This window comes from Allorhizobium sp. DMC15, assembly GCF_056314065.1.
Genome location: NZ_JBQUZB010000004.1, coordinates 1 through 24,209, shown reverse-complemented (window position 1 = coordinate 24,209; position 24,209 = coordinate 1). Strand labels below are relative to the sequence as shown.

The window sequence follows — 24,209 nt, the reverse complement described above, 5'->3', positions numbered from 1 at the left end:
CCCGCCTCCGGTCGGATCCCGGAGAAGCCGGGACCTCAAGCCGCTTCGCGGAAGCGGTAGCCCACACCGTAGAGGGTTTCAATCATGTCGAAGTCGGTGTCGACCATTTTGAACTTCTTGCGCAAGCGTTTGATATGGCTGTCGATGGTGCGGTCGTCGACATAGACCTGTTCGTCATAGGCCGCGTCCATCAGCGCATCGCGGCTTTTCACCACGCCTGGTCGCTGTGCCAGAGACTGAAGAATGAGAAACTCGGTCACGGTGAGGGTGACGGGATCGCCCTTCCAGGTGCAGGTGTGGCGCTCCTGATCCATGACGAGCTGTCCGCGTTCCAATGTGCGGGCCTGTTGCTCGCTGCCGGGTTTTGCTGCACCACCGCCCGTTGCCGCTAGGCTCTCACGGCTTGCGGCACGACGCAGGATGGCCTTCACCCGTTCGACCAGGAGCCGCTGCGAGAAGGGCTTTGTGATGAAGTCGTCGGCGCCCATCTTAAGGCCGAACAATTCGTCGATCTCCTCGTCCTTGGACGTGAGGAAGATCACCGGCAGGTCCGATTTCTGGCGCAAACGACGCAGAAGTTCCATGCCGTCCATGCGTGGCATCTTGATGTCGAAGATCGCCAGCTGCGGCGGGCGAGCCAGCAAGCCATCCAGCGCGGATGCACCGTCGGTATAGGTCTCGACCTTATATCCTTCGGCTTCGAGGGCGATCGAGACCGATGTCAGGATGTTGCGGTCGTCATCCACCAGGGCGATCGTCTGCATAATATAAGTCTCCGTCATCTTGCTTGCGCTGCTCCTGGCTTTACCCCAGCCCAGCTTCGGTTCAGTCACAGTGCTTCATGAGTATAAAGGTGGAACAAATTGTGGCAAAGGCAATCTCCGGGCGTGTATCGGCGCTTTTGAGCAAATCGTTCGGTGACGCCCTCGCTCGAATTCCGTGGAATGGAACCGGAACTAAACGATTTAAAACGGACACTTTCGGTTTTAAATCGATTAAATTATTGATATCATTGATTATTTCGAATTTCCCGCCTTGCGCAGAAGCGGTAATCCCGCTACGTTTGCGCCATCGGAGAGTTGTGGCCAATACGAGAGGACGGCGCATGATGGAGGAATTCGGCATCAGGAACCCGGCAACGGGTCTCGCAGAAGCTGGCTTGGGCAAAGCTGCGAGTGTTCGCTATAATCTCTTGGAAGCTGCCCTTTATGAGGAAGCCGTCCGCCGGGGCGAAGCCGAACTGACGGCTGATGGTGCTTTGCGTGCGCTGACCGGTCAGCACACCGGCCGCTCCGCCAAGGACAAGTTCGTCGTCCGCGACAGCAAGACCGACGACCAGATCTGGTGGGACAACAACAAGCCGATGTCGCCGGAGCATTTTGCCGTGCTGCATCAGGACATGCTGGCCCATGCCGCAGGCAAGGATCTCTTCGTCCAGGATCTGATCGGCGGTGCCGATGCTGACAACGCCCTGCCGACCCGGGTCGTGACCGAGTTCGCCTGGCACTCGCTGTTCATCCGCAACCTGCTGATCCGTCCGGAGCGTGATGCTCTCGAAGGTTTCCAGCCGAAGCTGACGATCATCGATCTGCCGAGCTTCCGCGCAGATCCTGTCCGTCACGGCTGCCGCACCGAAACGGTCATCGCCTGCGACCTGACCAATGGCATCGTTCTAATCGGCGGCACCTCCTATGCCGGCGAGATGAAGAAGTCGGTCTTCACCGTGCTCAACTACCTGCTGCCGTCCAAGGGCGTCATGCCGATGCATTGCTCGGCCAATGTCGGTCCCGAGGGTGACGCCGCCGTCTTCTTCGGTCTGTCCGGCACCGGCAAGACCACGCTGTCGGCCGATCCGAGCCGCACGCTGATCGGTGATGATGAACACGGCTGGGGTGAAAACGGCATCTTCAACTTCGAGGGTGGCTGCTACGCCAAGACAATCCGTCTTTCGGCAGAAGCCGAGCCGGAGATCTACGCAACGACCAAACGCTTCGGCACCGTGCTTGAAAACGTCGTTCTCGATGAGAACCGGGTACCCGACTTCAACGATGGTTCGCTGACGGAAAACACCCGTTGCGCCTACCCGCTGCATTTCATTCCGAATGCATCGGAGACCGGTATCGCGCCGCATCCGAAGACGATCATCATGCTGACCGCCGATGCCTTCGGTGTCTTGCCGCCGATCGCCAAGCTGACGCCGGAACAGGCCATGTACCACTTCCTCTCCGGCTACACGGCAAAGGTCGCCGGCACGGAAAAGGGCGTGACGGAACCGGAAGCAACCTTCTCCACCTGCTTCGGCGCACCCTTCATGCCGCGTCATCCGACCGAATACGGCAACCTGCTTCGCGACCTAATCGCACGCCACAAGGTCGATTGCTGGCTGGTCAACACCGGCTGGACCGGTGGCGCCTACGGCACCGGCAACCGCATGCCGATCAAGGCGACGCGCGCGCTTCTGACGGCCGCTCTGACCGGCGAGCTGAAGAAGGTCGACATGCGCACGGATGCGAACTTCGGCTTCGCCGTTCCGGTCGCTGTCGCCGGCGTCGACACGAAGATCCTCGATCCGCGTTCGACCTGGGCCGATGGTGTCGCCTATGACGCCCAGGCCAAGAAACTGGTCGGCATGTTCATCGACAACTTCGCCAAGTTCGAAGCCCATGTCGACGGCAAGGTTCGGGACGCAGCCCCTGGCATCCGTCTGGCCGCTGAATAAGACACTGCTTTCCTGAGATGGAGAGAGGCCTGGCAGCTTTGCCGGGCCTCTTTTGCTTGGTGCTTGCCTTTGCCGCCGTCGCGGCCGATATGGGATCGGAGAAAGAGACCGAAGACATGGCAAGCGAACCCCTAGAGATCAACAACCGCATCACGATTGCAGGCTGGGAGCTGACGGAACAGTTCGTCCTGGCCGGCGGCCCGGGTGGCCAGAACGTCAACAAGGTCTCGACCGCCGTCCAGCTTTTCTTCAACCTGCTCGGATCGCCCTCGCTGAACGACCGCGTCAAGCAGAATGCCGCCAAGCTCGCCGGCAAGCGCCTGTCGAAGGAAGGCGTGTTGATGATCGAGGCGAGCCGCTTTCGCAGCCAGGATCGCAATCGCGAGGATGCGCGCGAGCGGTTGAAGGAGCTGCTGCTCGAGGCTGCCAAGCCACCACCGCCGCCACGCAAGAAGACGAAACCGACCAAGGGCTCGATCGAGCGGCGCCTGAAGGAAAAATCCGGGCGCTCGGATGTGAAGAAGATGCGCAGCAAGCCGACGGGGGATTGAGAAGGTGGCCGGAGCAAAAGCCGAAATCAGCCTGCAATCCGGCCTGCGATATCTGCCGGGCCGTCTCTCACGACCGGAGCAGGAAGATCTCGTCGAAATCATCCGTCAGGTCGTGGCCGAAGCGCCGCTCTACGTCCCGGTGATGCCGGGGTCGGGTCGACCCATGTCGGTGCGCATGACGAATTGCGGTCCGCTCGGCTGGGTGACGGACAAAGAGCGCGGCTACCGCTATCAGGCGACGCATCCGGTGACGGGTCTCCCTTGGCCTGCCATCCCGCAAGTGCTGCTGGACCTCTGGCGGGACATCTCGGGTCACCCGAAGGATCCCGAGGCCTGCCTGGTCAATTTCTACGCCGACGACGCCAAGATGGGGCTGCATCAGGACCGCGACGAGGCCGATCTTTCTGCCCCGGTGCTCTCGATTTCGCTGGGCAATACCTGCCTCTTTCGGATCGGAGGTCTGGCACGGACCGATCGCACCAAATCACTGAAGCTGGAGAGCGGTGACGTGTTTCTGCTGGGAGGGGAGGGACGCCTCTGTTTCCACGGCGTCGACCGGATCTATCCGGGAACGTCGACCCTGTTGAAGTCCGGCGGCCGCATCAATCTGACCCTCCGCCGGGTCAATCCATAGCCGGTGATCGATCGCCTACAGTTTTCTCAAGGCGACCGTTTCGACTAGATGATTGTCACCCTTGCGCAGGATAAGATCGGCGCGCGGACGGGTCGGCAGGATGTTTTCGCGCAGGTTCTTGAGGTTGATATTCGCCCAGAGCCCTTCGGCAATCTCCGTCGCCTCGTCTACGCTGATCGTGGCATAGCGGTGGAAGTAGGAATTGGGGTCGCGGAAGGCGGTCTGCCTGAGCTTCATGAAGCGGTCGACATACCAGCGATGGATCGCGTTCTCGTCCGCGTCGATATAGATCGAGAAGTCGAAGAAATCCGAGACCATCGGCACGATCTTGCCGTCAACCGGCAGATTGCGTGACTGCAGGACATTGATGCCCTCGAAGATCAGGATGTCGGGGCGGTCGATGATCCGGTGCTCGTTCGGCAGCACGTCATAGGTCAGGTGCGAGTAGCTTGGCGCCTTGACGTTCGGCAGCCCGGCCTTGATCGCCGACAGGAAGCGCAGGAGCGCGCCGATGTCGTAGCTCTCCGGAAAGCCCTTGCGGTTCAGGATGCCGTTCTTCACCAGATGCGCGTTGGGATAGAGAAAGCCGTCGGTCGTGACGAGATCGACCTTCGGGCTTGAAGGCCAGCGCGCCAGAAGCTCCTTCAGGACACGGGCCGTCGTCGATTTGCCCACGGCAACGGAACCTGCGATGCCGATCACGAAGGGCGTCTTGAAAACGTCGGAGAGGCTGAGGAAGCGGTTGCGCTGCTCGAACAAAAGCTGCGAGGACTCGACATGCGACGACAGGAGGCGCGACAGCGACAGATAGATCCGCCGGACCTCATCGAGATCGATCGGGTCGTCGATCGAGCGAAGCCGTTTCACTTCGTCGGCTGTCAGCGTCAGAGGCGTATCGGCGCGGAAATGCGCCCATTCCTCGCTGTCGAAGAAATGGTAGGGGGAATAGCCGTTCGCCTGGAAATGGTCGAGGACGTCTGGCGTTTCGGAGTCCCGCATAGCTATGGTCATGGATCCTGCCGACTGGCCTTTTCACTCAGGCCCGTCTGAGCGGTCCTACGCTCGAGTTCCTGCATCACTGCTTGTAAAGGGATGTCAGCGATTTTCAATACGACCATCAGGTGATAGAGCAGGTCAGCGCTCTCATAGATGAGGTTGTCACGGTCGTCCTTGACGGCCGCCATAACAGCTTCGATCGCCTCTTCACCCAGTTTCTTCGCCGCCTTGCCCTGACCGCCTGCAACAAGCTTTGCCGTCCAGGATTGGCTCGGATCTGCTTGAGCGCGGCTGGCAACGATGGCTTCCAGATCGGCGAGGGTGAAACTGCTCATCACGTGTCCTTCCGCGTCAGTCGAGACGCATGGCGATGCCGGCTGCAGCCATGTGGGCCTTGGCCTCTGCGATCGAATAGGTGCCGAAATGAAAGATCGAGGCGGCAAGGACCGCCGTCGCATGCCCGTCACGAATGCCCGCGACCAGATCGTCCAGATTGCCGACGCCGCCGGAGGCGATGACGGGCACGCGGACACTGTCGGCGATCGTACGGGTGAGGCCGATGTCATAGCCGCTCTTCGTGCCGTCGCGGTCCATGGACGTGACCAGCAGTTCGCCGGCGCCCCGCTCGACCATCTTCACCGCGAATTTGACTGCATCGATCCCGGTCGGCTGGCGTCCGCCATGGGTGAAGATCTCCCAGCGATCCGTTTCGCCCGCGGCTGAAACCTTCTTCGCATCGATCGACACGACGATGCACTGGTTGCCGAACTTATCGGCGGCTTCCGCGACAAAATCGGGGTTCTTCACCGCCGCCGAATTGATCGACACCTTGTCGGCGCCGCAGAGCAGGAGCTTGCGGATATCGGCGACGGCGCGAACACCACCGCCGACCGTCAACGGCATGAAACAATGGTCGGCCGTCTGGGCGACAACGTCGAAAATCGTGTCGCGGTTGTCCGAGGATGCGGTGATGTCGAGGAAACAGAGTTCGTCTGCACCGGCGGCGTCATAGGCCTTTGCCGCTTGGACCGGATCACCGGCATCGATCAGGTCGACAAAGTTCACGCCCTTGACGACACGGCCGTCCTTGACGTCGAGGCAGGGGATCACGCGGGCCTTGAGTGTCATTGTCTTGTCCTCAGCCTCTCGCAGCCTTGATCAGCGCCAGCGCCTCTGCGGGGTCGATACGCCCATCATAAAGCGCGCGACCGGAAATCGCACCTTCGAGCTTCCTAGCATCTGGTTCCAGCATGCGCTTGATATCCTCGATCGAGGCGAGGCCACCCGATGCAATCACGGGGATCGAAACGGCAGCGGCCAGTTCCAGCGTCGAGGCCCAGTTGATGCCGGTCAGGATCCCGTCGCGGTCGATATCGGTATAGATGATTGCGGCGACCCCTGCGCCTTCGAAACGCTGAGCGAGTTCGATCACACCGAGTTCGGAGGCTTCCGCCCAGCCCTCGACGGCAACCTTGCCGCCCTTGGCGTCGATACCGACGGCGACCTTGCCGGGGAAGCGCTTGCAGGCTTCGATGACAAGCGCCGGATCACGCACGGCAACCGTACCGAGGATCACGCGCGACAGCCCGCGCGACAGCCAGCTCTCGATATGCTCGAGCATGCGAATGCCGCCGCCGAGTTGCACCGGGTTCTTCGTGGATTTCAGGATCGCATCGACAGCAGCGCCATTGACGCTTTCACCGGCAAAGGCGCCGTTCAAGTCGACGACATGCAGCCATTCGAAGCCCTGGTCTTCGAAGGCGCGCGCCTGGGCTGCCGGATCGGGATTGTAGACGGTCGCCTGGTCCATATCGCCCAGCTTGAGGCGAACGCACTGGCCGTCCTTGAGGTCGATGGCGGGAAAGAGGATCATGAGTGTATCCGTGCCCTTCAGGGCGTCCAGGTCAGAAAATTGGCGATGAGCTTCAGGCCGAGTGCCTGGCTTTTCTCGGGATGGAATTGCGCACCCACCATGTTGTCGCGCCCGACAAAGGCGGTCATCGCGCCACCATAATCGGTCGTCGCGATGACATCTTCCGGCCTGCGCGCGGCAAGGTGATAGGAATGCACGAAATAGGCGTGCAGCCCGTCCGGCCCTGTCGGAATGCCGTCAAACAGGGAATGCGGCCGGTTGAGCGTCAGCGTATTCCAGCCGATCTGCGGGATCTTGAGGGACGGATCGGAGGGCGTCATCTCGACGACATCACCTTCGATCCAGCCGAAGCCCTCGGTCACGGTCTTCTCGAGACCACGCGACGACATCAGCTGCATGCCGACGCAGATGCCGAAGAAGGGACGGCCCTTGTTCTCGACGACCTCGGTGATTGCGTCATGCATGCCGGGTACGGCGTCGAGCCCCTTGCGGCAGTCGGCGTATGCGCCGACACCCGGAAGCACGATCCGATCGGCAGTGGCGACCCGGTCTGCCTTGTCGGTCAGTTCGATTTCGGCATCAAGGCCAGCCTCGCGGGCGGCCCGTTCGAATGCCTTGGTGGCAGAGCGCAGATTGCCCGAGCCGTAATCGATGATAGCTACTCGCATAATGTCCAGTCCTTTCTGCTCGACGGTCCGGGTTCAACGCCCGAACCGGAGCAAGGTCGCATTTCCCCCGTGGGGGAAGACGCCCCTTAAACCAGGGTGCCCTTGGTGGAGGGGATACGGTTTGCCTGTCGCGGATCCACTTCGGTTGCCGTGCGAAGCGCGCGCGCGACTGCCTTGAAGCAGGTCTCGGCGATATGATGGTTGTTCGCGCCGTAATGGTTCAGCACATGCAGCGTGATCCCGGCATTCTGCGCAAACGCCTGGAAGAATTCGCGCACCAGTTCGGTGTCGAACGTGCCGATCTTCGGCGCGCTGAAATCAACGTTCCAGACCAGGAACGGACGGCCGGAGACGTCGATGGCCGCCTTGGTCATCGTTTCGTCCATGGCCAGATCGATCGAGGCATAGCGCGTGATGCCCTTGCGGTCGCCGAGCGCCTTGGAAATCGCCTGGCCGAGCGCAATACCCGTGTCCTCGACGGTGTGGTGATCGTCGATATGCAGGTCACCCTTCACGTCGATGTCCATGTCGATCAGCGAGTGGCGGCAGAGCTGGTCGAGCATATGATCAAAGAAGCCCACGCCCGTCGAAATCTTGCCCGTGCCGGTGCCGTCGATATGGACGGAAACCGAGACCGAGGTTTCGTTGGTCTTGCGGGAAACTTCGCCTTTACGCTCTGCCATTTGGCTGCTCCATGAGGATCTCGGCCCTCCCATAACAGCAGGGCGGTGAAATATCCAGAAGTTACATTGCGCTGCCGCAATGCGGCGTCAGCGCTTTTGCCGCAGATTGCAATCGTCGAAAGCCCACTTACATAGGAACCGACAATCCGGGCCCGACAGCCCGCTCCACAAGGCCCGCAGAGCGGGTGACAGGTGACTGATGACAACGATTATTACCGTACGCAAGGACGGCAAGGTGGTGATGGCCGGTGACGGACAGGTCAGCCTCGGCCAGACCGTGATGAAGGGCAATGCCCGCAAGGTCCGCCGCATCGGCAAGGGCGGCGATGTGATTGCAGGCTTTGCCGGCGCAACGGCCGATGCCTTCACACTGCTCGACCGTCTCGAAAAGAAGCTCGAGCAGTATCCCGGCCAGCTGATGCGCGCCGCCGTCGAGCTCGCCAAGGACTGGCGGACCGACAAGTATCTGCGCAATCTCGAAGCCATGATGCTGGTGGCCGATAAGTCGATCACGCTCGCAATCACCGGCAATGGTGACGTGCTGGAGCCCGAACACGGCACGATCGCGATCGGCTCCGGTGGCAACTATGCCTTCGCCGCCGCTCGCGCCCTGATGGATACCGATCGTTCGGCCGAGGACATCGCCCGACGTGCTCTGACGATCGCCGGCGAGATCTGCGTCTACACCAACAACAACATGGTGGTTGAGACCCTCGACGCCGAGTGACGGCTGCCGGGACTGTGCCACCGCAAGCGACGATGCGCGGGTTCGCGGCATCGTGAGGAGCAGACTGAATGACCAATTTTTCTCCGCGCGAGATCGTCTCCGAGCTCGATCGCCATATCATCGGCCAGCATGAAGCCAAGCGGGCGGTCGCCATCGCTTTGCGCAACCGCTGGCGCCGCCAGCAGCTCTCGGAAGACCTGCGCGACGAAGTCATGCCGAAAAACATCCTGATGATTGGCCCGACCGGTGTCGGCAAGACGGAAATCTCCCGTCGCCTGGCTAAACTCGCCGGCGCCCCCTTCATCAAGGTGGAGGCCACCAAGTTTACCGAAGTCGGCTACGTCGGCCGTGACGTCGAGCAGATCATCCGTGACCTCGTCGAGGTCGGCATCGCCCTGGTGCGCGACAAGAAGCGGCAGGAGGTGCAGGCCAAGGCGCATCAGCTGGCTGAAGAGCGCGTGCTCGATGCCCTGGTCGGCGCGACCGCGTCTCCCGCCACCCGCGACAGCTTCCGCAAGAAGCTGCGCAATGGCGAGCTCGACGACAAGGAAATCGACATCGAGGTTGCCGACAGCGGGGCCGGCATGCCGGGCTTCGAGGTTCCGGGCATGCCGGGGGCCAATATCGGCATCCTCAACATCTCCGAAATGTTCGGCAAGGCCATGGGCAACCGGACGAAGAAGGTCCGCACCACGGTCAAAGCCTCTTACGGCGATCTGATCCGCGACGAGTCCGACAAGCTGATCGACAACGAGGTGATCCAGCGGGAAGCTCTGCGTTCGGTCGAGAATGACGGCATTGTCTTCCTGGACGAAATCGACAAGATCGCCGCGCGCGAAGGCGCGATGGGCGCTGGCGTTTCGCGTGAAGGCGTGCAGCGCGATTTGCTTCCGCTCGTCGAAGGCACGACCGTTGCCACCAAGTATGGCCCGGTCAAGACCGACCATATCCTCTTCATCGCCTCGGGCGCCTTCCACGTGTCCAAGCCGTCCGACCTCCTGCCGGAGCTCCAGGGCCGCCTGCCGATCCGTGTGGAGCTGAAGCCGCTGACCAAGGAAGACTTCCGCCGCATCCTGACGGAAACGGAGGCGAGCCTGATCCGCCAGTACAAGGCGCTGATGGCGACCGAAGAGCTGAACCTCGACTTCACCGAAGACGCGATCGACGCGCTCGCCGATGTCGCCGTTCAGCTCAACGAGACGGTCGAGAATATCGGTGCGCGCCGCCTGCAGACGGTCATGGAACGGGTGCTCGACGAGATCTCCTTCCATGCACCGGATCGCAGCGGCTCGGAGGTCATGATCGATTCGAGCTACGTGCAGGAGCACGTCGGTGATCTCGCGGCCAATGCCGATCTGAGCCGCTACATCCTGTGATCTTTGTGCATCTATGGGTCGCTTTCGCCCCCGGCGTGCCGGGAAAGTGAAAGCGACCCATATCGACAATACAGGTGCCCCTTATGTAAGGAGTGCCGCTGTCGGATGACGGTCGCCCTGCGTCGCCAATCCGTTGAAGGACAAATGTCCAGGGGCCGCCCATCGTGCTGAACATTGCCAGAAATCTCATCGTCGCCTTTACGCTCGTTGGGCTTGTGCCCGCCGTGTCGCTTGCTGACGACAAGGTCCCCTCGGGAAATCGCAATGCTGAGCAGCCGGCGATACCCGGCGCGTCCGTGCGCCGCACGAAGGCGGGCAAGACCAGCTTCGATCTGAAATATGAAAAGGTCCGCGATCTCCTGAAGACCGACTCCAAGCTGGTCGGCAAGATCAAGAAGACGGCAGCGGCCTATGGCATTGCGCCGATTCACATGGTCGGCGCGATCGTCGGCGAGCACACCTACAATGTCGATGCCTATGACAGCCTGCAGAGCTACTACGTGAAGGCGGCCTCCTACGCCGGCAACAGCTTCCGCTTCGGCTACAAGGACGAGAGCATCGGCGAATTCGTCAGCCGGCCTGAATTTGCTGAATGCAACGGCTATTCGGATTCCTATCGTCTGTGGACCTGCCGCGAAGACGTCTGGCAGGATCGCTTCCGCGGCAAGACCGTGGGCGGCAAATCCTATCCCAACAACCGGTTCAGCGCGGTTTTCTTCCAGCCCTTCTATGCCGGCCAGACCTTCGGCCTCGGGCAGATCAATCCGCTGACGGCCCTGATGCTGTCGGATCTCGTGCATGAGAAGTCCGGCTATGCCAAGCTCGACGAGAACGATGCGGCCGGCGTCTACAAGGCGATCATGGATCCCGATATCTCGCTCGCCTTCATGGCCGCCGTGATCCGCAAGTCGATCGACGACTACCGTCAGATTGCCGATGTCGATATCTCGGGCAATCCGGGTGTCACGGCCACGCTCTTCAACATCGGTGGATCGCAGCAACGGGCGCGGGCGCTTGCGTCCAAGCGCGCCAGTGGTGCGGCGAATTGGCCGGAAGAGAACTATTACGGCTGGCTGATCAACGATCGGCTGGACGAGTTGGAAGCGCTGCTCTAACTCATTGAGGGGGGCTCCAACCCTTCGAGGGAGCATCACATGGACGCCAGTCTGCGCAAATCGACCTTCGAGCCGCCGGCACCCGTGCCGCGGACGGTCCCGCCCAGCCGGCTGGAAATCATTCGCACGGTCCTGAAGAACCCGCTCGAGCTCTGGGGACAGCCGTCCTACACCTGGCCCTGGATCGTCACACGCTTCTTCGGCCAGACAACGATCATCGCCAATGATCCCGGTCTCATCCGCCATGTGCTCGTCGACAATGCGTCGAATTACGAGATGTCGGAGATCCGGCAACTCGTGCTGCGGCCCATCCTGCGTGATGGATTGCTGACGGCAGAGGGCCCCGTCTGGAAACGCTCCCGCAAGGCCATGGCGCCAGTCTTCACGCCGCGTCATGCGCGCGGTTTCGCGCGGCAGATGCGTGAACAGAGCGAGCTTTTTCTTAATCGCTATCATTCGGACGGTGAGGGTGTCGTGCGCGACATTGCGGTCGACATGACCGAACTCACCTATGCGATCCTGTCCGAGACCCTGTTTTCGGGCGGGATCATCTCGGAGCAGGGCGATTTTGCGAGAGATGTCGACGATCTCCTCCACAGCATGGGTCGCGTCGATCCGCTCGATCTGCTGAAGGCTCCCAAATGGATCCCGCGCCTGACCCGCATTCGGGGGCTGGGCGTGTTGCGCAAGTTCCGCGAACTCGTGCGCCGAACCATGGATCACCGCCGTTTGCTCATCCAGACCAACCGCAGCGAGGCGCCGGATGATTTCCTCACCCTTCTGCTCGAACTCGAAGGTCCGGAGGGGCTGACTTCGGAAGAGATCGAGGACAATATTCTGACCTTCATCGGTGCCGGCCACGAGACCACCGCGCGTGCTCTGGCCTGGACGCTCTACTGTGTGGCTCATTGTCCGGATGTCCGGGATGCCATGGAGCGGGAGATCGACGAGGTGATCGCCTCCGGTGTCGATCCCGTGGAATGGCTCGATCGCATGCCGCATGTCCGCGCCTCCTTCGAGGAGGCGATGCGGCTCTACCCGCCAGCTCCTTCCATCAACCGGGATGCCATTGCAGACGATCGGTACACGGCGCCGAACGGCGAAGTCGTCGAGATCGCAAAAGGCACAACGGTGCTGGTCATGCCATGGACGCTTCATCGCCACGAACTCTACTGGGAAAAGCCACGTCTCTTCGATCCCTCCCGCTTCTTGCCCGGCGCGCGGGAAAAGATTGGCCGGTTCCAGTACCTGCCCTTCGGTGCCGGTCCCCGCGTCTGTATCGGCGCAACCTTCGCGCTGCAGGAAGCGGTTATCGCACTGGCCGTTCTGATGCAGAAATACAGGTTTGCGACCACACCGCAGACCAGGCCCTGGCCCGTCCAGAAGCTGACGACCCAGCCGGCCGGCGGCCTGCCGATGCGGGTCACGCCGCGCTAGCCGTAAAGCGGCGTGATCCTGCCGCTGTCCCGCTGGAATTGGTAACAGGCCCTGTGCCATAAGGGATGCCGCGCCATTCCGGCGGGCACCATGGGGAAGACTGCGTGACATCCGATTACATGCTAGGCATCGATACCGGCGGCACCTACACCGACGCAGTGATCTACAGCGAGGCCCATGGGATCCTGGCCAAGGCGAAATCGCTGACGACCCGGCATAATCTCTCGATCGGGATATCGGGAGCGCTGGAGAGCGTCCTTTCGGCCTCGGCCATCGATCCCTCAGCCATCGGACTGGTCTCTCTCTCCACCACGCTCGCGACCAATGCCCTCGTCGAAGGGCAGGGCGGTCGTGCCGGTCTGATCATGATCGGCTTCGGGCCGGAAGACCTCAAGCGCGATGGTCTGGCCGAAGCCCTGGGCAAGGACCCCGTCCTCTTCATCGCCGGCGGCCACGATGTCCATGGCAACGAGACGCCCTTCGATGCGGCCGCGCTGGAAGCCGCCTTGCCGGAGCTGTCGGCCGATGTCTCCTCCTTTGCCATTGCCGGCTATTTCGCCGTCCGCAATCCCGCCCATGAGCAGCGGGCGCGCGACATCATCCGCTGCCATTCCGGCCTGCCGGTGACCTGCAGTCACGAGCTTTCCTCCAAGCTGGGTGGGCCGCGCCGAGCGCTGACCACATTGCTCAATGCCCGGCTGGTCGCCATGATCGACCGCCTGATCGGATCCGCCGAACGCTACCTCATTGAGCGCGGCATTCATGCGCCGCTGATGGTCGTCCGGGGCGATGGTGCCCTGATCTCCGCGGCCGAAGCACGTCTGCGGCCTATCGAAACCATCCTGTCGGGCCCGGCGGCAAGCCTTGTCGGTGCGCGTCACCTCACCGGTCTCGATGATGCCGTCGTCTCAGATATCGGCGGCACGACGACCGACGTCGCCGTCATGGAGGCCGGCCAGCCGCGCCTCGACCAGGATGGCGCAGTCGTCGGCGGTTACCGCACCATGGTGGAGGCGGTCGCCATGCGCACTTTCGGCCTCGGCGGCGATTCGGAAGTCCGCTTCGACGATCGGGGCCTCGCGGCGAAGATCGACCTCGGCCCCCGCCGTCTCGTCCCCTTGAGCCTCGCAGCCGCCCTCCATGGAGCGGCCATCACCGATGTGCTCGAGCGCCAGCTGCGCGCGCCGCATCTCGGGCGCCATGACGGCCGCTTCGCCGTCCGCACGGGCGTTCCGGATCACCTGGCAGCCGGTCTGCAGCCCCAGGAGGCAGCTCTTTTCCAGAAGATCGGTCCGGTGCCGCTGCCGCTCGACCAGCTGATCAGCTTCACCCAGCAGAAGGCAACGCTCGACCGTCTTGTCGCCCGGGGCCTCGTCCATATCTGCGGGCTGACCCCTTCCGATGCCATGCATGTCCTGGACCGGCAGGGACAATGGGACAGGAAAGCCGCCGAGCTCGGCATGACGCTCGCTCTTCGTCAGAAGGATGGCGCGGGTCAGCCGATCGCCCAGACGATCGAGATGCTGAGCCAGATGGTCGTCGATCGTCTGACGCGCCAGTCTGCGGAAGTCATCCTGTCTGCGGCTCTTGCCGAGGATGGTCTGACCGATGTCGATCCCGCCCGGTCCGTGCTGATCGACCGGGCGCTTCGTCGCCAGGCAGGCATTGCGCGCTTTAATCTCTCCCTGGATCGGCCGCTCATCGGTCTTGGAGCCTCCGCCGGCGTCTACTATCCCGCCATCGCTGAGATGCTGGCATCTGATTGTGCTGTTCCGGCAGACGCCGACGTCGCCAATGCGGTTGGTGCGGTCGTCGGCCAGGTCCGAAGCAGTGTCTCCGTCACCGTCAGTTCGCCGGAGGAAGGTCTCTTCATCATCACCGGTGCCGGCGAGGGAGAGCGGGTCACGGACGAAGCGCTCGCGCTGGAGAAGGCACGCGCCCGTGCCAGTGACATCGCGCGCAGAAGAGCGGAAGCCAGTGGCGCGGTCGATGTCGTGCTGCTTTTGAAAGAAGAGCTCGATGCACCCGAGATCGAGGGGCGGCGGAAGCTCGTCGAAGCCCGCATCATCGCCACGGCAACGGGCCGGCCCAGAACGGCTCGCAACTGACTTTCCAAAACGGAAACAATATTTCTAATTTATGCAAGATTGACTGAGAATGCATTTCAGCGATCCTGTGGTCAACAGCGACATCAGTATGAGGAGTGACGTCATGACATCCGTTTCCGCCCATGGTCTTTCGATCGACAAACGCCTCTACGATTTCATCGTCAATGAGGTCATCCCGGGCACGGAAGTTGAGGCTGAAGCCTTCTTCGCCGGCTTTTCCAAGATCGTGCACGAGCTGGCACCGAAGAACCGTTCCCTGCTGGCCAAGCGTGACGACCTGCAGGCTCAGATCGACGCCTGGTATCGCAAGAACGGGGCCCCTTCCGATCTCGGGGCCTATGAAAGCTTCCTCCGCGACATCGGTTATCTTTTGCAGGAAGGCCCCGACTTCAAGATCGAGACGGCCAATGTTGATCCGGAGATCTCGTCGATCGCTGGGCCGCAGCTCGTGGTTCCGGTCATGAACGCGCGTTACGCCTTGAACGCTGCCAATGCCCGGTGGGGTTCGCTTTACGATGCGCTTTATGGCACCGACGCGATTTCCGAAGCCGACGGTGCGGAGAAGGGCAAGGGCTACAATCCGGTTCGCGGCGGCAAGGTGGTCGACTGGGCGAAAGCCTTCCTCGACCGGAGCCTGCCGCTCGCAGGCGGCAGCTGGGCGGATGTCACCGGCTTCGATTTCGAAAACGGAGCGCTGTTTGTCGAAACCGCCAACGGACGGACCGGCCTGTCCAGCCCCGACCAATATGTCGGTTTCAAGCGCGAAAATGAAAAGGCATACCGCCTCTACTTCCGCACCAACGGCCTGCACACCCTGGTCTTCGTTGATCCGGACAGCCTGATCGGCAAGGACGATCCCGCCGGCATCGCCGATGTCGGGCTTGAATCAGCCTTGACGACGATCATGGACTGCGAGGATTCGGTTGCCGCCGTCGACGCAGAGGACAAGGTCACCGTCTATTCCAACTGGCTCGGCCTGATGAAGGGCGATCTGACCGAGGAAGTCACGAAGGCTGGCAAGACCTTCACCCGTGCGTTGAGCAAGGACGTCGAACTGACCGGCGTTGACGGCGACAAGGTGACGCTTCCGGGCCGATCCCTGATGCTCGTTCGCAATGTCGGTCACCTCATGACCAATCCTGCAATCACCGACAAGGACGGCAACGAAGTGCCGGAAGGCATCATGGATGCGGCGATCACCGCACTAATCGCTTTGCATGACATCGGCCCGAACGGTCGCCGCAAGAATTCGCGCGCCGGCTCCATGTACGTCGTGAAGCCCAAGATGCATGGGCCGGAAGAAGTGGCCTTCGCCTGCGAAATCTTCTCGGCGGTCGAGCAGCTGATCGAAATGGCGCCCAACACGATCAAGATGGGCATCATGGACGAAGAGCGCCGCACCACGGTCAACCTCAAGGAATGCATCCGTGCTGCCCGCCAGCGCGTCGTCTTCATCAACACCGGTTTCCTTGACCGCACCGGCGACGAGATCCACACCTCGATGGAAGCCGGCCCCATGATCCGCAAGGGCGACATGAAGCAGGCGGCCTGGATCTCGGCCTACGAGAACTGGAATGTCGATATCGGGCTGGAATGTGGCCTCTCCGGTCACGCTCAGATCGGCAAGGGCATGTGGGCCATGCCGGATCTGATGGCGGCGATGCTGGAGCAGAAGATCGCCCATCCGAAGGCCGGCGCCAACACGGCCTGGGTTCCGTCACCGACGGCGGCCACGCTGCATGCTACGCATTACCACAGCATCAATGTCGCGGATGTTCAGAACAGCCTGAAGTCCCGCGCGCGAGCCAAGCTCTCGGACATTCTTTCCGTTCCGGTCGCAACGCGTCCGAATTGGACACCGGAAGAAATCCAGCGCGAGCTCGACAACAACGCGCAAGGCATCCTCGGTTACGTCGTCCGCTGGATCGATCAGGGCGTCGGGTGCTCCAAGGTTCCGGACATCAACAATGTCGGCCTGATGGAAGATCGCGCGACACTGCGCATCTCCGCCCAGCACATGGCCAACTGGCTGCATCATGGCGTGGTGAGGGAAGAGCAGGTCATCGAAACGCTGAAGCGCATGGCCGTCGTTGTCGACGGCCAGAATGCCGGCGATGCGGCTTACACCCCGATGGCGAAAGATTACGACGGATCGGTCGCCTTCCAGGCCGCTCTCGATCTGGTTCTGAAAGGCAGGGAGCAACCCAATGGCTATACCGAGCCGGTGCTCCACCGTCGCCGCATCGAGCTGAAGGCGAAGTCGGCGGCCTGATCGCCGGCGACTGAAACCTATAACAAAGAGGCCCGCCGGAGCGATCCGGCGGGCCTCTTTGTGGACTGTAGTATCGGAAGCTTACTGCTGCACAACGACCTTGGCGTTGCGGCCCGGCTTCACGCGATTGTAGAGGTCGATCACGTCCTGGTTCATCAGACGGATGCAGCCCGAAGACGCAGCCGTACCGATCGAAGCCCATTCCGGCGTGCCGTGCAGGCGGAACAGCGTGTCCTGGCCCTTTTCGTTGAAAAGATACATGGCGCGGGCACCGAGCGGGTTGCGCAGGCCGGGATCCATGCCCTTCTCGACATACTTGGCGACTTCAGGCTTGCGCTCAGCCATTTCCTTCGGCGGATGCCAGGTCGGCCATTCCTGTTTCCAGGCGATATAGGCTTCGCCTTCCCAGGCAAAACCCTGCTTGCCGACGCCGATGCCGTAACGAACGGCTTGGCCGCGGGGCAGCACATAATACAGGAAACGTTCGCGGGTGTTCACGACGATGGTGCCGGGTTTTTCGCTCGTCTTGTAATCGACGATCTGGCGGTGAAATTTCTTGTCGACCTTCTGGATCGGAATCGCGGGCAATGCGAAGCCGGCGTCGGTCACGTTCCCATAGGCATCACTGAAGATCTGGACCTTGGTGGTTTCGGCAACCTTGTCGGTCTCGCCGGATGTCGTCGTGCAGCTCGCGAGGCCGACAGATGTCAGGAGGCCGATCGCGATCGAGAGTGTACGGAGGCGCATTGAGGGGCTCATCAGTGTTGGCTGGAAGATGGTGTCGTGACCATCTGTGATTATGGTTTATTTTGGATTAATGTCGCCCATGCAAGGGCCACGTAACCGTCGAATGTCTTCGGCGGTGCAAAATGACGTGTCATTGTTTTTTTGCAACATGACGATCGCCCCGGCAGGACCTATTCATGACTTTACTTTCTGTTTCCACTAACAATCCGTTAATTGATGGACGGCAGTCCGATCGCGCCTTGATGGTGCGACGCGGCATACAGGTTTTGCTGGCGGAATTGCGCTTCGCGCTCCTGCCGGAACTGACCTTGTCGAATGGGCGGCGCGCCGATTTGGTCGCCTTGTCGGACAAGGGCGATATCTGGATCATCGAGATCAAATCGTCGATTGAGGATTTCCGCGTCGACCGGAAGTGGCCGGAATACCGCCGCTACTGCGATCGGCTATTTTTCGCCACGCATCCCGGCGTGCCGCTGGAGATTTTTCCGGAAGATTGCGGACTGCTGCTGTCGGATGGCTATGCGGGCCACATGCACAGGGAAGCACCGGAACACCGACTTGCTCCGGCCACCCGAAAGTCCGTCACCCTGGAGTTTTCCCGAACTGCGGCACAGCGGCTGATGTTGGCCGAATGGGCGGCGCGCACGCCCCTGTGACGCGCCTTACTTCGGTGCTCGTTTTGCCAGAATCCGCTGCAGCGTCCGACGGTGCATGTTGAGACGGCGTGCCGTCTCTGACACGTTGCGCTCGCAACTTTCGTATACCCGCTGGATATGCTCCCAGCGCACCCTGTCGGCCGACATGGGGTTTTCCGGGATCTCTGCCTTCTCGCCGGGACGTTGAGTCAAAGCGAGGAAGATGTCATCAGCATCGGCCGGCTTGGCCAGATAATCGAGCGCACCGAGTTTCACGGCGGTGACTGCCGTTGCAATGTTTCCATACCCCGTCAGCACGATGATGCGCGTATCGGAGCGACGTTCCCGGATTGCTTCGATCACATCCAGGCCGGTCCCGTCGCCGAGCCTGAGGTCGACAACCGCGTAGCTCGGCGGTGCTTCCTTGGCCTTGGCGATCCCCTCGGCAACCGATCCTGCAAGTTCGACTGCAAACCCGCGGCCCTCCATTGCGCGTGCCAGTCGCCGCAGGAAAGGAGCATCGTCATCAACGATCAGCAGCGTTGGGTTCGGACCCAGATCCGAAGCCGCGTTCTGCGGACTCTGCGGGGTCGCCTTGGCGATTGTAGATGCTGCATCAGTCATGTTCGACAACCTTGAGACTGTTATTGGCCCCTGCTCGCGATGTTATGGCGAGGAGAGCCGAGGGGGTAAAGTCATATGTGTTCATAAGGGCGTGTCCGCCTCCATGAACTCGCGAGGCCATTGCACGACGACCCGCGCTCCGGAACCCGACGTCTGGCTGTTCTGGAACTGCAGGCTCGCGCCGGACCGTTCCAGCAAGGTCTTGGCAATGAACAGGCCAAGACCGAGCCCTCCGGCTCTGGTCTCGCTCTGCCTGCTGGTAACATAGGGCTCGCCAATCCTTTGCAACACCCCGGGCGAAAAACCGCTTCCGTCATCTTCTATGGTAACTGTCACCAACGTCGGGGAGTGGTCGACGGTAACGGTGACCTTCGAGCGGGCATAATCGACGGCATTTTCGAGAAGATTGCCAAGTCCGTAAAGGATGGCGGGGTTACGCGTGCCCACCGGCTCGCCGAGGCGACCCGAGGGCTCGACCAACTCGACCTTAATGCCGAAGTCCCTATGTGGAGCGATCACCTCCTCTATCAGCGAGGAAAGGGGCATTTCGCGGATATGCGCCTCGCCTTCCGATGCCAGTGTCGTCAGCCGTCGCAGAATATCCCGGCATCGCTCACTTTGACTGCGAAGGAGCTGCACATCCTCGCGGTAGCGCTCGTCCTCGCCCAATTCCCGCTCCATCTCTTTCGCCACCACGCTGATGGTCGCAAGCGGCGTGCCGAGTTCATGCGCGGCCGCAGCCGCAAGGCCATCCAGTTGATGCAGATGTTTTTCTCGCTGCAGGATAAGCTCCGTTGCGGTCAGCGCGTCGGCGAGAAGCGTCGCTTCCTGCGAGACCCGATAAGCATAAAATGCGGCGAAGGCCATCATCGATACGATTGAACTCCACATGCCGAGCTGCAGCAGCGGATGCACCTCCGGCGTCCGTCCTTCGAACCAGGGCAGGGGAAAAGGGGTGAACGCGAGGAGCGTGATGAAGGCGAGCGCGGTGACGAAGAGCGCGATGGAATGACGGTTCGGTTGCGAAGCAAACGAAATAATGACGGGAATGCAGATCAGCGGCGCGAACGGATTGCTCAGTCCGCCGGTGATGAAAAGCAGCGCGCCCATCTGGAAAAGATCGAGCGACAGCACCGCAAATGCCGCCGCTGGCTCAAGCCGGTAGGTCGCAGGAAAGGTGACGGACAACAGGGCATTGGCCGCGGCCAGGGCCGCAATCAATCCCAGGCAAGTCATGAGCGGTAGGGAGAATTCGAACCAATAGGCAACAAGAACCACGGTCAGCAATTGCCCGGCAACAGCGACCCAGCGCAGTCGGACCAGTGTCTCCAGTCGTAGCCGCCGGCTGGAGGGACCGAATTTGGTCGCAAGATCCATGTTCATTCGTGACTGCCTCTCTCTTTCACCATTCAGGTGCCGCGTGGCTTCGCGCGGCTGGTCGGCTCGGCCGATGCCGGGTCCTCGGGCCAGGGATGTTTGGGATAGCGCCCCCTCATCTCCGCCCGCACATCCCGCCACGACCCTGCCCAGAAACCAGGCAGATCCCGTGTCGTCTGAATGGGTCGATGGGCGGGTGACGTCAACTCCAGGAGCAGTGGCAATTTGCCGCCGCCAATCGACGGATGGGTGCGCAGCCCGAAGAGTTCCTGGACGCGGATCTGCAGCACGGGCTCTGCGCCGTCATACCGAATAGGATGCGCATGCCCCGTCGGGGCGGTAAAATGTGTGGGAACCTCCCGCTCGAGATCACGCTGAAGCCCAGGCGGAACAAGGCTCATCAAGCCGTCATAGAGGCTAGACGCCGACACGTCCTGCAATCCGGTGACGCCGGACTGGAATGGAACGAACCAGTCTTCCAGCCGCGCAACGAGGCCTTCGTCGCTGGTGTCCGGCCATGGCTCGCCATGCAGCCGGAAAAGGAAGCCCAACCTCTGGCGCAATTGCTCGCTGGCTTTCGAGAACGGCAGGACCGAAGGTCCGAGCAGTCGCGCCCCGTCGGCAAGGGCGCGCGCTGCCGCTTCTCCCTTCGGCTTCGGCAAAGGGGTCTCCTCCAGCACGATGGACCCGATGCGGGTCACCCGCCGCGCCCGCGCCTGACGGCTCGCCACGTCGAAGCCGCTTTCATCGAGCGTCTGGATCACATCAGGCAGGCTTTCCTCGATCTGTGCGCGAGTAATCTCTGCGGCGGAGAGAATTCTTGCTTGGGCTGCCTTGCCGGTGAGGTCGGCAATGACCAGCATGTCAGCCCCGGCGAGCCGCTCGGTCTCCGGCAGCTCGGCCCCACGCCCGTTCGCCATGACAAAGCGACCGCGTCCACCGCGTCGCTTGGCGATGCGATCGGGAAATGCATGCAGAAGAAGAGTGCCTGCGGTGACGGCGCGGTCGTCACGCTGCACGGCCTGCTTCCCCAAAGCAGCAACGAGCCGCCCGGCGAGCGAACGCGCGCTTGTGGCTCTTTCGCCCCTATCCCGCTGGAACCGGCGCATCCTCTCCTCGACGTCGACATCGCTCCCGCCCAGACCCTGCTCGGTAAGCATGACCGCAAGATCCGCTGCGGGCCGCACTGAACCCATTTCTGCGGCAGCCAAGACCATGGCGGCGAGCCGGGCAGGCAGGCCGAAGTCCCGCATCTGCCGGCCCCGTGGGGTTAACTGCAGGGACGTGTCCAATGCCCCGAGTTGGATGAGCAACCGTCGGGCTTCGCCGAGTGCCGCAGCCGGAGGCTGGTCGAGCAGCGAAAGCTGGGTCGGATCACTCACGCCCCAATGCGCCATGTCGAGTGCAAGTCCGGAAAGGTCTGTCGCGAGGATCTCCGGCGGCGTGAAGGCGGGAAGGGCAGCCGTCTGGCCTGTATGCCAGAGCCGGACGGCGACCCCAGGCTCCGTGCGCCCCGCACGGCCGGCTCTTTGATCCGCGGACGCGCGTGAAACCCGGACTGTTTCGAGCCGTGTGATCCCGGTTGACGCTTCATGAACCGGCAACCGCTGAAATCCGCTGTCGATCACGACACGTACGCCATCGATTGTAATGGAGGTCTCGGCAATGGAGGTCGATAAAACCACTTTGCGCTTGCCGGCCGCGGCCGGGCGGATGGCGGCATCCTGTTCGGTCTGGCTGAGATTGCCGTAAAGCGGTGTCACCATCACATCCGCGGCCACACGCCCGTCCAGTCGTTCCGCTACGCGCCGGATTTCTGCCTGCCCGGGAAGAAAGGCGAGGATTGAGCCCGGCTCATTGGAGAGTGCGGACAAAATGGCCGAGGTCACCGCGTCCTCGATCCTTTCGTCGCCGGACCGATCGCGATAGCGGACATCCACGGGAAAGCTGCGCCCTTCGCTGACCACCGCGTGCTTCTGGTCCAGCAGATCCAAGATCCGCTCCACATCCAGCGTCGCCGACATCACGACGATCTTCAGATCCGGCCGCAGCGCTGATTGTACATCGAGTGCGAGCGCCAGACCGAAATCGGCATCAAGCGATCGCTCGTGAAATTCATCGAAGATCACCGCACGAATACCGGAGAGTTCGGGATCCTCCAGGATCATCCGGACGAAGACGCCTTCGGTTACCACCTCGATCCGGGTTTTTGCCGAGATCTTGTTGTCGAGCCGCATGCGATATCCGACGGTCGCGCCCACGCTTTCGCCGATGATGTCGGCCATGCGGGCCGCAGCCGCTCGTGCTGCAAGTCGCCGCGGCTCCAGAAGGATGATCCGCCCGTCACCTCGCCAGGGCTGGTCGAGCAGGTACAGCGGCACCAGCGTCGTCTTGCCCGCGCCCGGCGGTGCTGACAGCACCAATCGGTTCTCGGTCGCCAGATGCCGGCCGACGGGCTCGAGCTGTGGCGTGATCGGTAGAGAGGGAAGCGGACGCTGGCTCATGTCCGGGCGTGACCGCCCGACATGGTTTCATAAGCGAGGATCGCTCCCGCAAGATCCTCGAGTGCCGCTCCCACCGATTTGAAAAGCGTGATCTCGTCTGCGGACTGCCGCCCCGATCGCGCACCTGTTACGAGTTCAGTCAGCTCCGCGGCGATATCTTCCCGCGTGATCAGCCCGGCCGCAAGCGGCTGGAGCAGATCACCGGCTTCAGCAAAGGCGCCGGCGCGCGTATCAACGAAGAGGCTCGCTCGCTGCACGGCTTCATCATCGCTTTCGCGCATATCCTTGTTGAAGGCACCCACCAGATCGAGATGACTGCCGGCTTTCAGCCAGGCACCCTTGATCAGCGGCGCAGTGGACAGCGTCGCACAGGAGATAATGTCCGCCGAACGGGCTGCGGTCTCCAGATCGCTGACCGCCTCCGCGGGATAACCGAGCGCCTTGGCCTCCGCAGCCACGGCTTGAGCTTTTGCAATGTCGCGTCCCCAGATCAGGACCGAGGTGATCGGGCGTACGTGACTATGGGCTTCGATCAGGTTGAGTGAGAGGCGACCTGTTCCGACGACCAGAAGGCTCGAGGCGTCGTCCCGCGCCAGATATCGTGCAGCAAGGGCTGAAGTCGCGGCGGTGCGTCGTGCCGTCAGTTCGCCCCCGTCAATGACGGCGAGCATCTCGCCGGTCTCCCCCGACGACAGGAGATAGCTGCCGTGAATGGCCGGCAAACCGCGTCTATGATTGTCGGGAAAGACAGACACCAGTTTGACGCCGATATAGCGCCCCGGCTGCCAGGCCGGCATCAGCAAAAGCGTGGCAGGCCGCTCTCCGGGCACCTCCACAGAATGATGGTGCCGCACCGGCATGATACAGGCGCCCGCGAACATGTGTGCGACCGCGTCGATCAGTGAGGGGAAGGCAAGAGACTTGGCCGTAGCGGCCCGATCGAGAATAAGCATGGTATCAGCAACCTCCAGAACAGGAGCGGACACTAGCAAGCCGGAGCACCCTTGCAAACGCCGAGCCGCAAGAGGCGGTCCTGGATCGCTTTGGAGAACTCGAAGGGCCCCAAAATGGCGTCGCGCCGGCTCTCTCACGAAATTATCCTTTAAAAACAGTTAGATGTTAGATTTTTGTATTTTTGTTGCGATTGGTTGTTGACGTGTTGG

The 24,209-nt window shown here is 61.7% G+C and carries 22 protein-coding genes; 10 read left to right on the top strand and 12 right to left on the bottom strand.

Annotated features, from left to right (window positions below):
* Nucleotides 1-35: 35 nt before the first annotated feature.
* On the bottom strand, nucleotides 36-764 hold the full coding sequence (locus ACT53S_RS17785; RefSeq protein WP_210244125.1) for a response regulator transcription factor: 729 nt from the start codon (nucleotides 762-764) through the stop codon (nucleotides 36-38).
* Nucleotides 765-1,108: 344 nt separating this feature from the next.
* Between ACT53S_RS17785 and ACT53S_RS17780 the strand changes: the two genes are divergently transcribed.
* The 3 genes from ACT53S_RS17780 (at nucleotide 1,109) to ACT53S_RS17770 (ending at nucleotide 3,904) form a co-directional block, all read left to right on the top strand.
* Nucleotides 1,109-2,719: a phosphoenolpyruvate carboxykinase gene (locus ACT53S_RS17780; RefSeq protein ID WP_476068268.1), complete on the top strand. Its 1,611-nt coding sequence runs from the start codon at nucleotides 1,109-1,111 to the stop codon at nucleotides 2,717-2,719.
* Between the two features lie 116 nt (nucleotides 2,720-2,835).
* The gene (gene arfB, locus ACT53S_RS17775; protein WP_113459203.1) at nucleotides 2,836-3,270 is read left to right on the top strand and encodes an alternative ribosome rescue aminoacyl-tRNA hydrolase ArfB; all 435 of its coding nucleotides are present in this window, start codon (nucleotides 2,836-2,838) and stop codon (nucleotides 3,268-3,270) included.
* 4 nt (nucleotides 3,271-3,274) lie between these two features.
* Nucleotides 3,275-3,904: an alpha-ketoglutarate-dependent dioxygenase AlkB gene (locus ACT53S_RS17770; protein ID WP_476067961.1), complete on the top strand. Its 630-nt coding sequence runs from the start codon at nucleotides 3,275-3,277 to the stop codon at nucleotides 3,902-3,904.
* Between the two features lie 15 nt (nucleotides 3,905-3,919).
* On the opposite strand, the gene coaA is transcribed toward ACT53S_RS17770, so the two are convergent.
* The 6 genes from coaA to hisB all read right to left on the bottom strand — a co-directional run bounded on the left by coaA (nucleotide 3,920) and on the right by hisB (nucleotide 8,124).
* Complete coding sequence (gene coaA / locus ACT53S_RS17765) at nucleotides 3,920-4,915, bottom strand: type I pantothenate kinase (RefSeq protein ID WP_136539070.1); 996 nt, start codon at nucleotides 4,913-4,915, stop codon at nucleotides 3,920-3,922.
* Nucleotides 4,912-5,235, bottom strand: a complete 324-nt coding sequence (locus tag ACT53S_RS17760; protein WP_476067960.1) for a phosphoribosyl-ATP diphosphatase — start codon at nucleotides 5,233-5,235, stop codon at nucleotides 4,912-4,914. The genes coaA and ACT53S_RS17760 overlap by 4 nt, the downstream gene beginning before the upstream one ends.
* Before the next feature lie 16 nt (nucleotides 5,236-5,251).
* Nucleotides 5,252-6,028, bottom strand: coding sequence for an imidazole glycerol phosphate synthase subunit HisF (hisF, locus tag ACT53S_RS17755; RefSeq protein ID WP_476067959.1), 777 nt, complete (start codon nucleotides 6,026-6,028; stop codon nucleotides 5,252-5,254).
* A gap of 10 nt (nucleotides 6,029-6,038) precedes the next feature.
* Nucleotides 6,039-6,773: a 1-(5-phosphoribosyl)-5-[(5-phosphoribosylamino)methylideneamino]imidazole-4-carboxamide isomerase gene (hisA, locus tag ACT53S_RS17750; RefSeq protein WP_476067958.1), complete on the bottom strand. Its 735-nt coding sequence runs from the start codon at nucleotides 6,771-6,773 to the stop codon at nucleotides 6,039-6,041.
* A gap of 17 nt (nucleotides 6,774-6,790) precedes the next feature.
* Nucleotides 6,791-7,441: an imidazole glycerol phosphate synthase subunit HisH gene (gene hisH / locus ACT53S_RS17745; protein ID WP_476067957.1), complete on the bottom strand. Its 651-nt coding sequence runs from the start codon at nucleotides 7,439-7,441 to the stop codon at nucleotides 6,791-6,793.
* Nucleotides 7,442-7,527: 86 nt separating this feature from the next.
* Complete coding sequence (gene hisB / locus ACT53S_RS17740) at nucleotides 7,528-8,124, bottom strand: imidazoleglycerol-phosphate dehydratase HisB (protein ID WP_476067956.1); 597 nt, start codon at nucleotides 8,122-8,124, stop codon at nucleotides 7,528-7,530.
* 199 nt (nucleotides 8,125-8,323) lie between these two features.
* On the opposite strand from hisB, the gene hslV reads away from it, so the two are divergent.
* The 6 genes from hslV (at nucleotide 8,324) to ACT53S_RS17710 (ending at nucleotide 17,159) form a co-directional block, all read left to right on the top strand.
* Nucleotides 8,324-8,851 carry an ATP-dependent protease subunit HslV gene (hslV, locus tag ACT53S_RS17735; RefSeq protein WP_476067955.1) on the top strand — a complete coding sequence of 176 codons (528 nt, stop codon included), beginning with the start codon at nucleotides 8,324-8,326 and terminating at the stop codon, nucleotides 8,849-8,851.
* A 68-nt stretch (nucleotides 8,852-8,919) separates the two neighbouring features.
* On the top strand, nucleotides 8,920-10,227 hold the full coding sequence (gene hslU / locus ACT53S_RS17730; protein ID WP_113377672.1) for an ATP-dependent protease ATPase subunit HslU: 1,308 nt from the start codon (nucleotides 8,920-8,922) through the stop codon (nucleotides 10,225-10,227).
* Nucleotides 10,228-10,415: 188 nt separating this feature from the next.
* Entirely contained in the window at nucleotides 10,416-11,342 is a 927-nt protein-coding gene (locus tag ACT53S_RS17725) for a DUF1402 family protein (protein ID WP_476068267.1), read from the top strand.
* Nucleotides 11,343-11,381: 39 nt separating this feature from the next.
* Nucleotides 11,382-12,779: a cytochrome P450 gene (locus ACT53S_RS17720; protein ID WP_476067954.1), complete on the top strand. Its 1,398-nt coding sequence runs from the start codon at nucleotides 11,382-11,384 to the stop codon at nucleotides 12,777-12,779.
* A gap of 104 nt (nucleotides 12,780-12,883) precedes the next feature.
* Complete coding sequence (locus ACT53S_RS17715; protein ID WP_476067953.1) at nucleotides 12,884-14,887, top strand: hydantoinase/oxoprolinase N-terminal domain-containing protein; 2,004 nt, start codon at nucleotides 12,884-12,886, stop codon at nucleotides 14,885-14,887.
* A gap of 103 nt (nucleotides 14,888-14,990) precedes the next feature.
* Entirely contained in the window at nucleotides 14,991-17,159 is a 2,169-nt protein-coding gene (locus ACT53S_RS17710; RefSeq protein ID WP_476067952.1) for a malate synthase G, read from the top strand.
* A gap of 81 nt (nucleotides 17,160-17,240) precedes the next feature.
* On the opposite strand, the gene ACT53S_RS17705 is transcribed toward ACT53S_RS17710, so the two are convergent.
* Nucleotides 17,241-17,906, bottom strand: a complete 666-nt coding sequence (locus ACT53S_RS17705; protein ID WP_142072264.1) for a L,D-transpeptidase — start codon at nucleotides 17,904-17,906, stop codon at nucleotides 17,241-17,243.
* Nucleotides 17,907-18,082: 176 nt separating this feature from the next.
* Here ACT53S_RS17705 and ACT53S_RS17700 point away from each other — a divergent pair, with 176 nt between their 5' ends.
* Nucleotides 18,083-18,562 carry an MmcB family DNA repair protein gene (locus ACT53S_RS17700; protein ID WP_113377669.1) on the top strand — a complete coding sequence of 160 codons (480 nt, stop codon included), beginning with the start codon at nucleotides 18,083-18,085 and terminating at the stop codon, nucleotides 18,560-18,562.
* A 6-nt stretch (nucleotides 18,563-18,568) separates the two neighbouring features.
* Here the strand turns inward: ACT53S_RS17700 and ACT53S_RS17695 are convergent, their stop codons facing one another.
* From ACT53S_RS17695 to lhpI, 4 genes are all read right to left on the bottom strand, one after another.
* Nucleotides 18,569-19,165: an ActR/PrrA/RegA family redox response regulator transcription factor gene (locus ACT53S_RS17695; protein WP_476067951.1), complete on the bottom strand. Its 597-nt coding sequence runs from the start codon at nucleotides 19,163-19,165 to the stop codon at nucleotides 18,569-18,571.
* Between the two features lie 81 nt (nucleotides 19,166-19,246).
* Nucleotides 19,247-20,548 carry an ActS/PrrB/RegB family redox-sensitive histidine kinase gene (locus tag ACT53S_RS17690; RefSeq protein WP_113377667.1) on the bottom strand — a complete coding sequence of 434 codons (1,302 nt, stop codon included), beginning with the start codon at nucleotides 20,546-20,548 and terminating at the stop codon, nucleotides 19,247-19,249.
* Nucleotides 20,549-20,574: 26 nt separating this feature from the next.
* Nucleotides 20,575-23,046 carry an ATP-dependent helicase HrpB gene (gene hrpB, locus ACT53S_RS17685; RefSeq protein ID WP_476067950.1) on the bottom strand — a complete coding sequence of 824 codons (2,472 nt, stop codon included), beginning with the start codon at nucleotides 23,044-23,046 and terminating at the stop codon, nucleotides 20,575-20,577.
* The gene (lhpI, locus tag ACT53S_RS17680; protein ID WP_476067949.1) at nucleotides 23,043-23,999 is read right to left on the bottom strand and encodes a bifunctional Delta(1)-pyrroline-2-carboxylate/Delta(1)-piperideine-2-carboxylate reductase; all 957 of its coding nucleotides are present in this window, start codon (nucleotides 23,997-23,999) and stop codon (nucleotides 23,043-23,045) included. The genes hrpB and lhpI overlap by 4 nt, the downstream gene beginning before the upstream one ends.
* Between the last annotated feature and the right edge of the window lie 210 nt (nucleotides 24,000-24,209).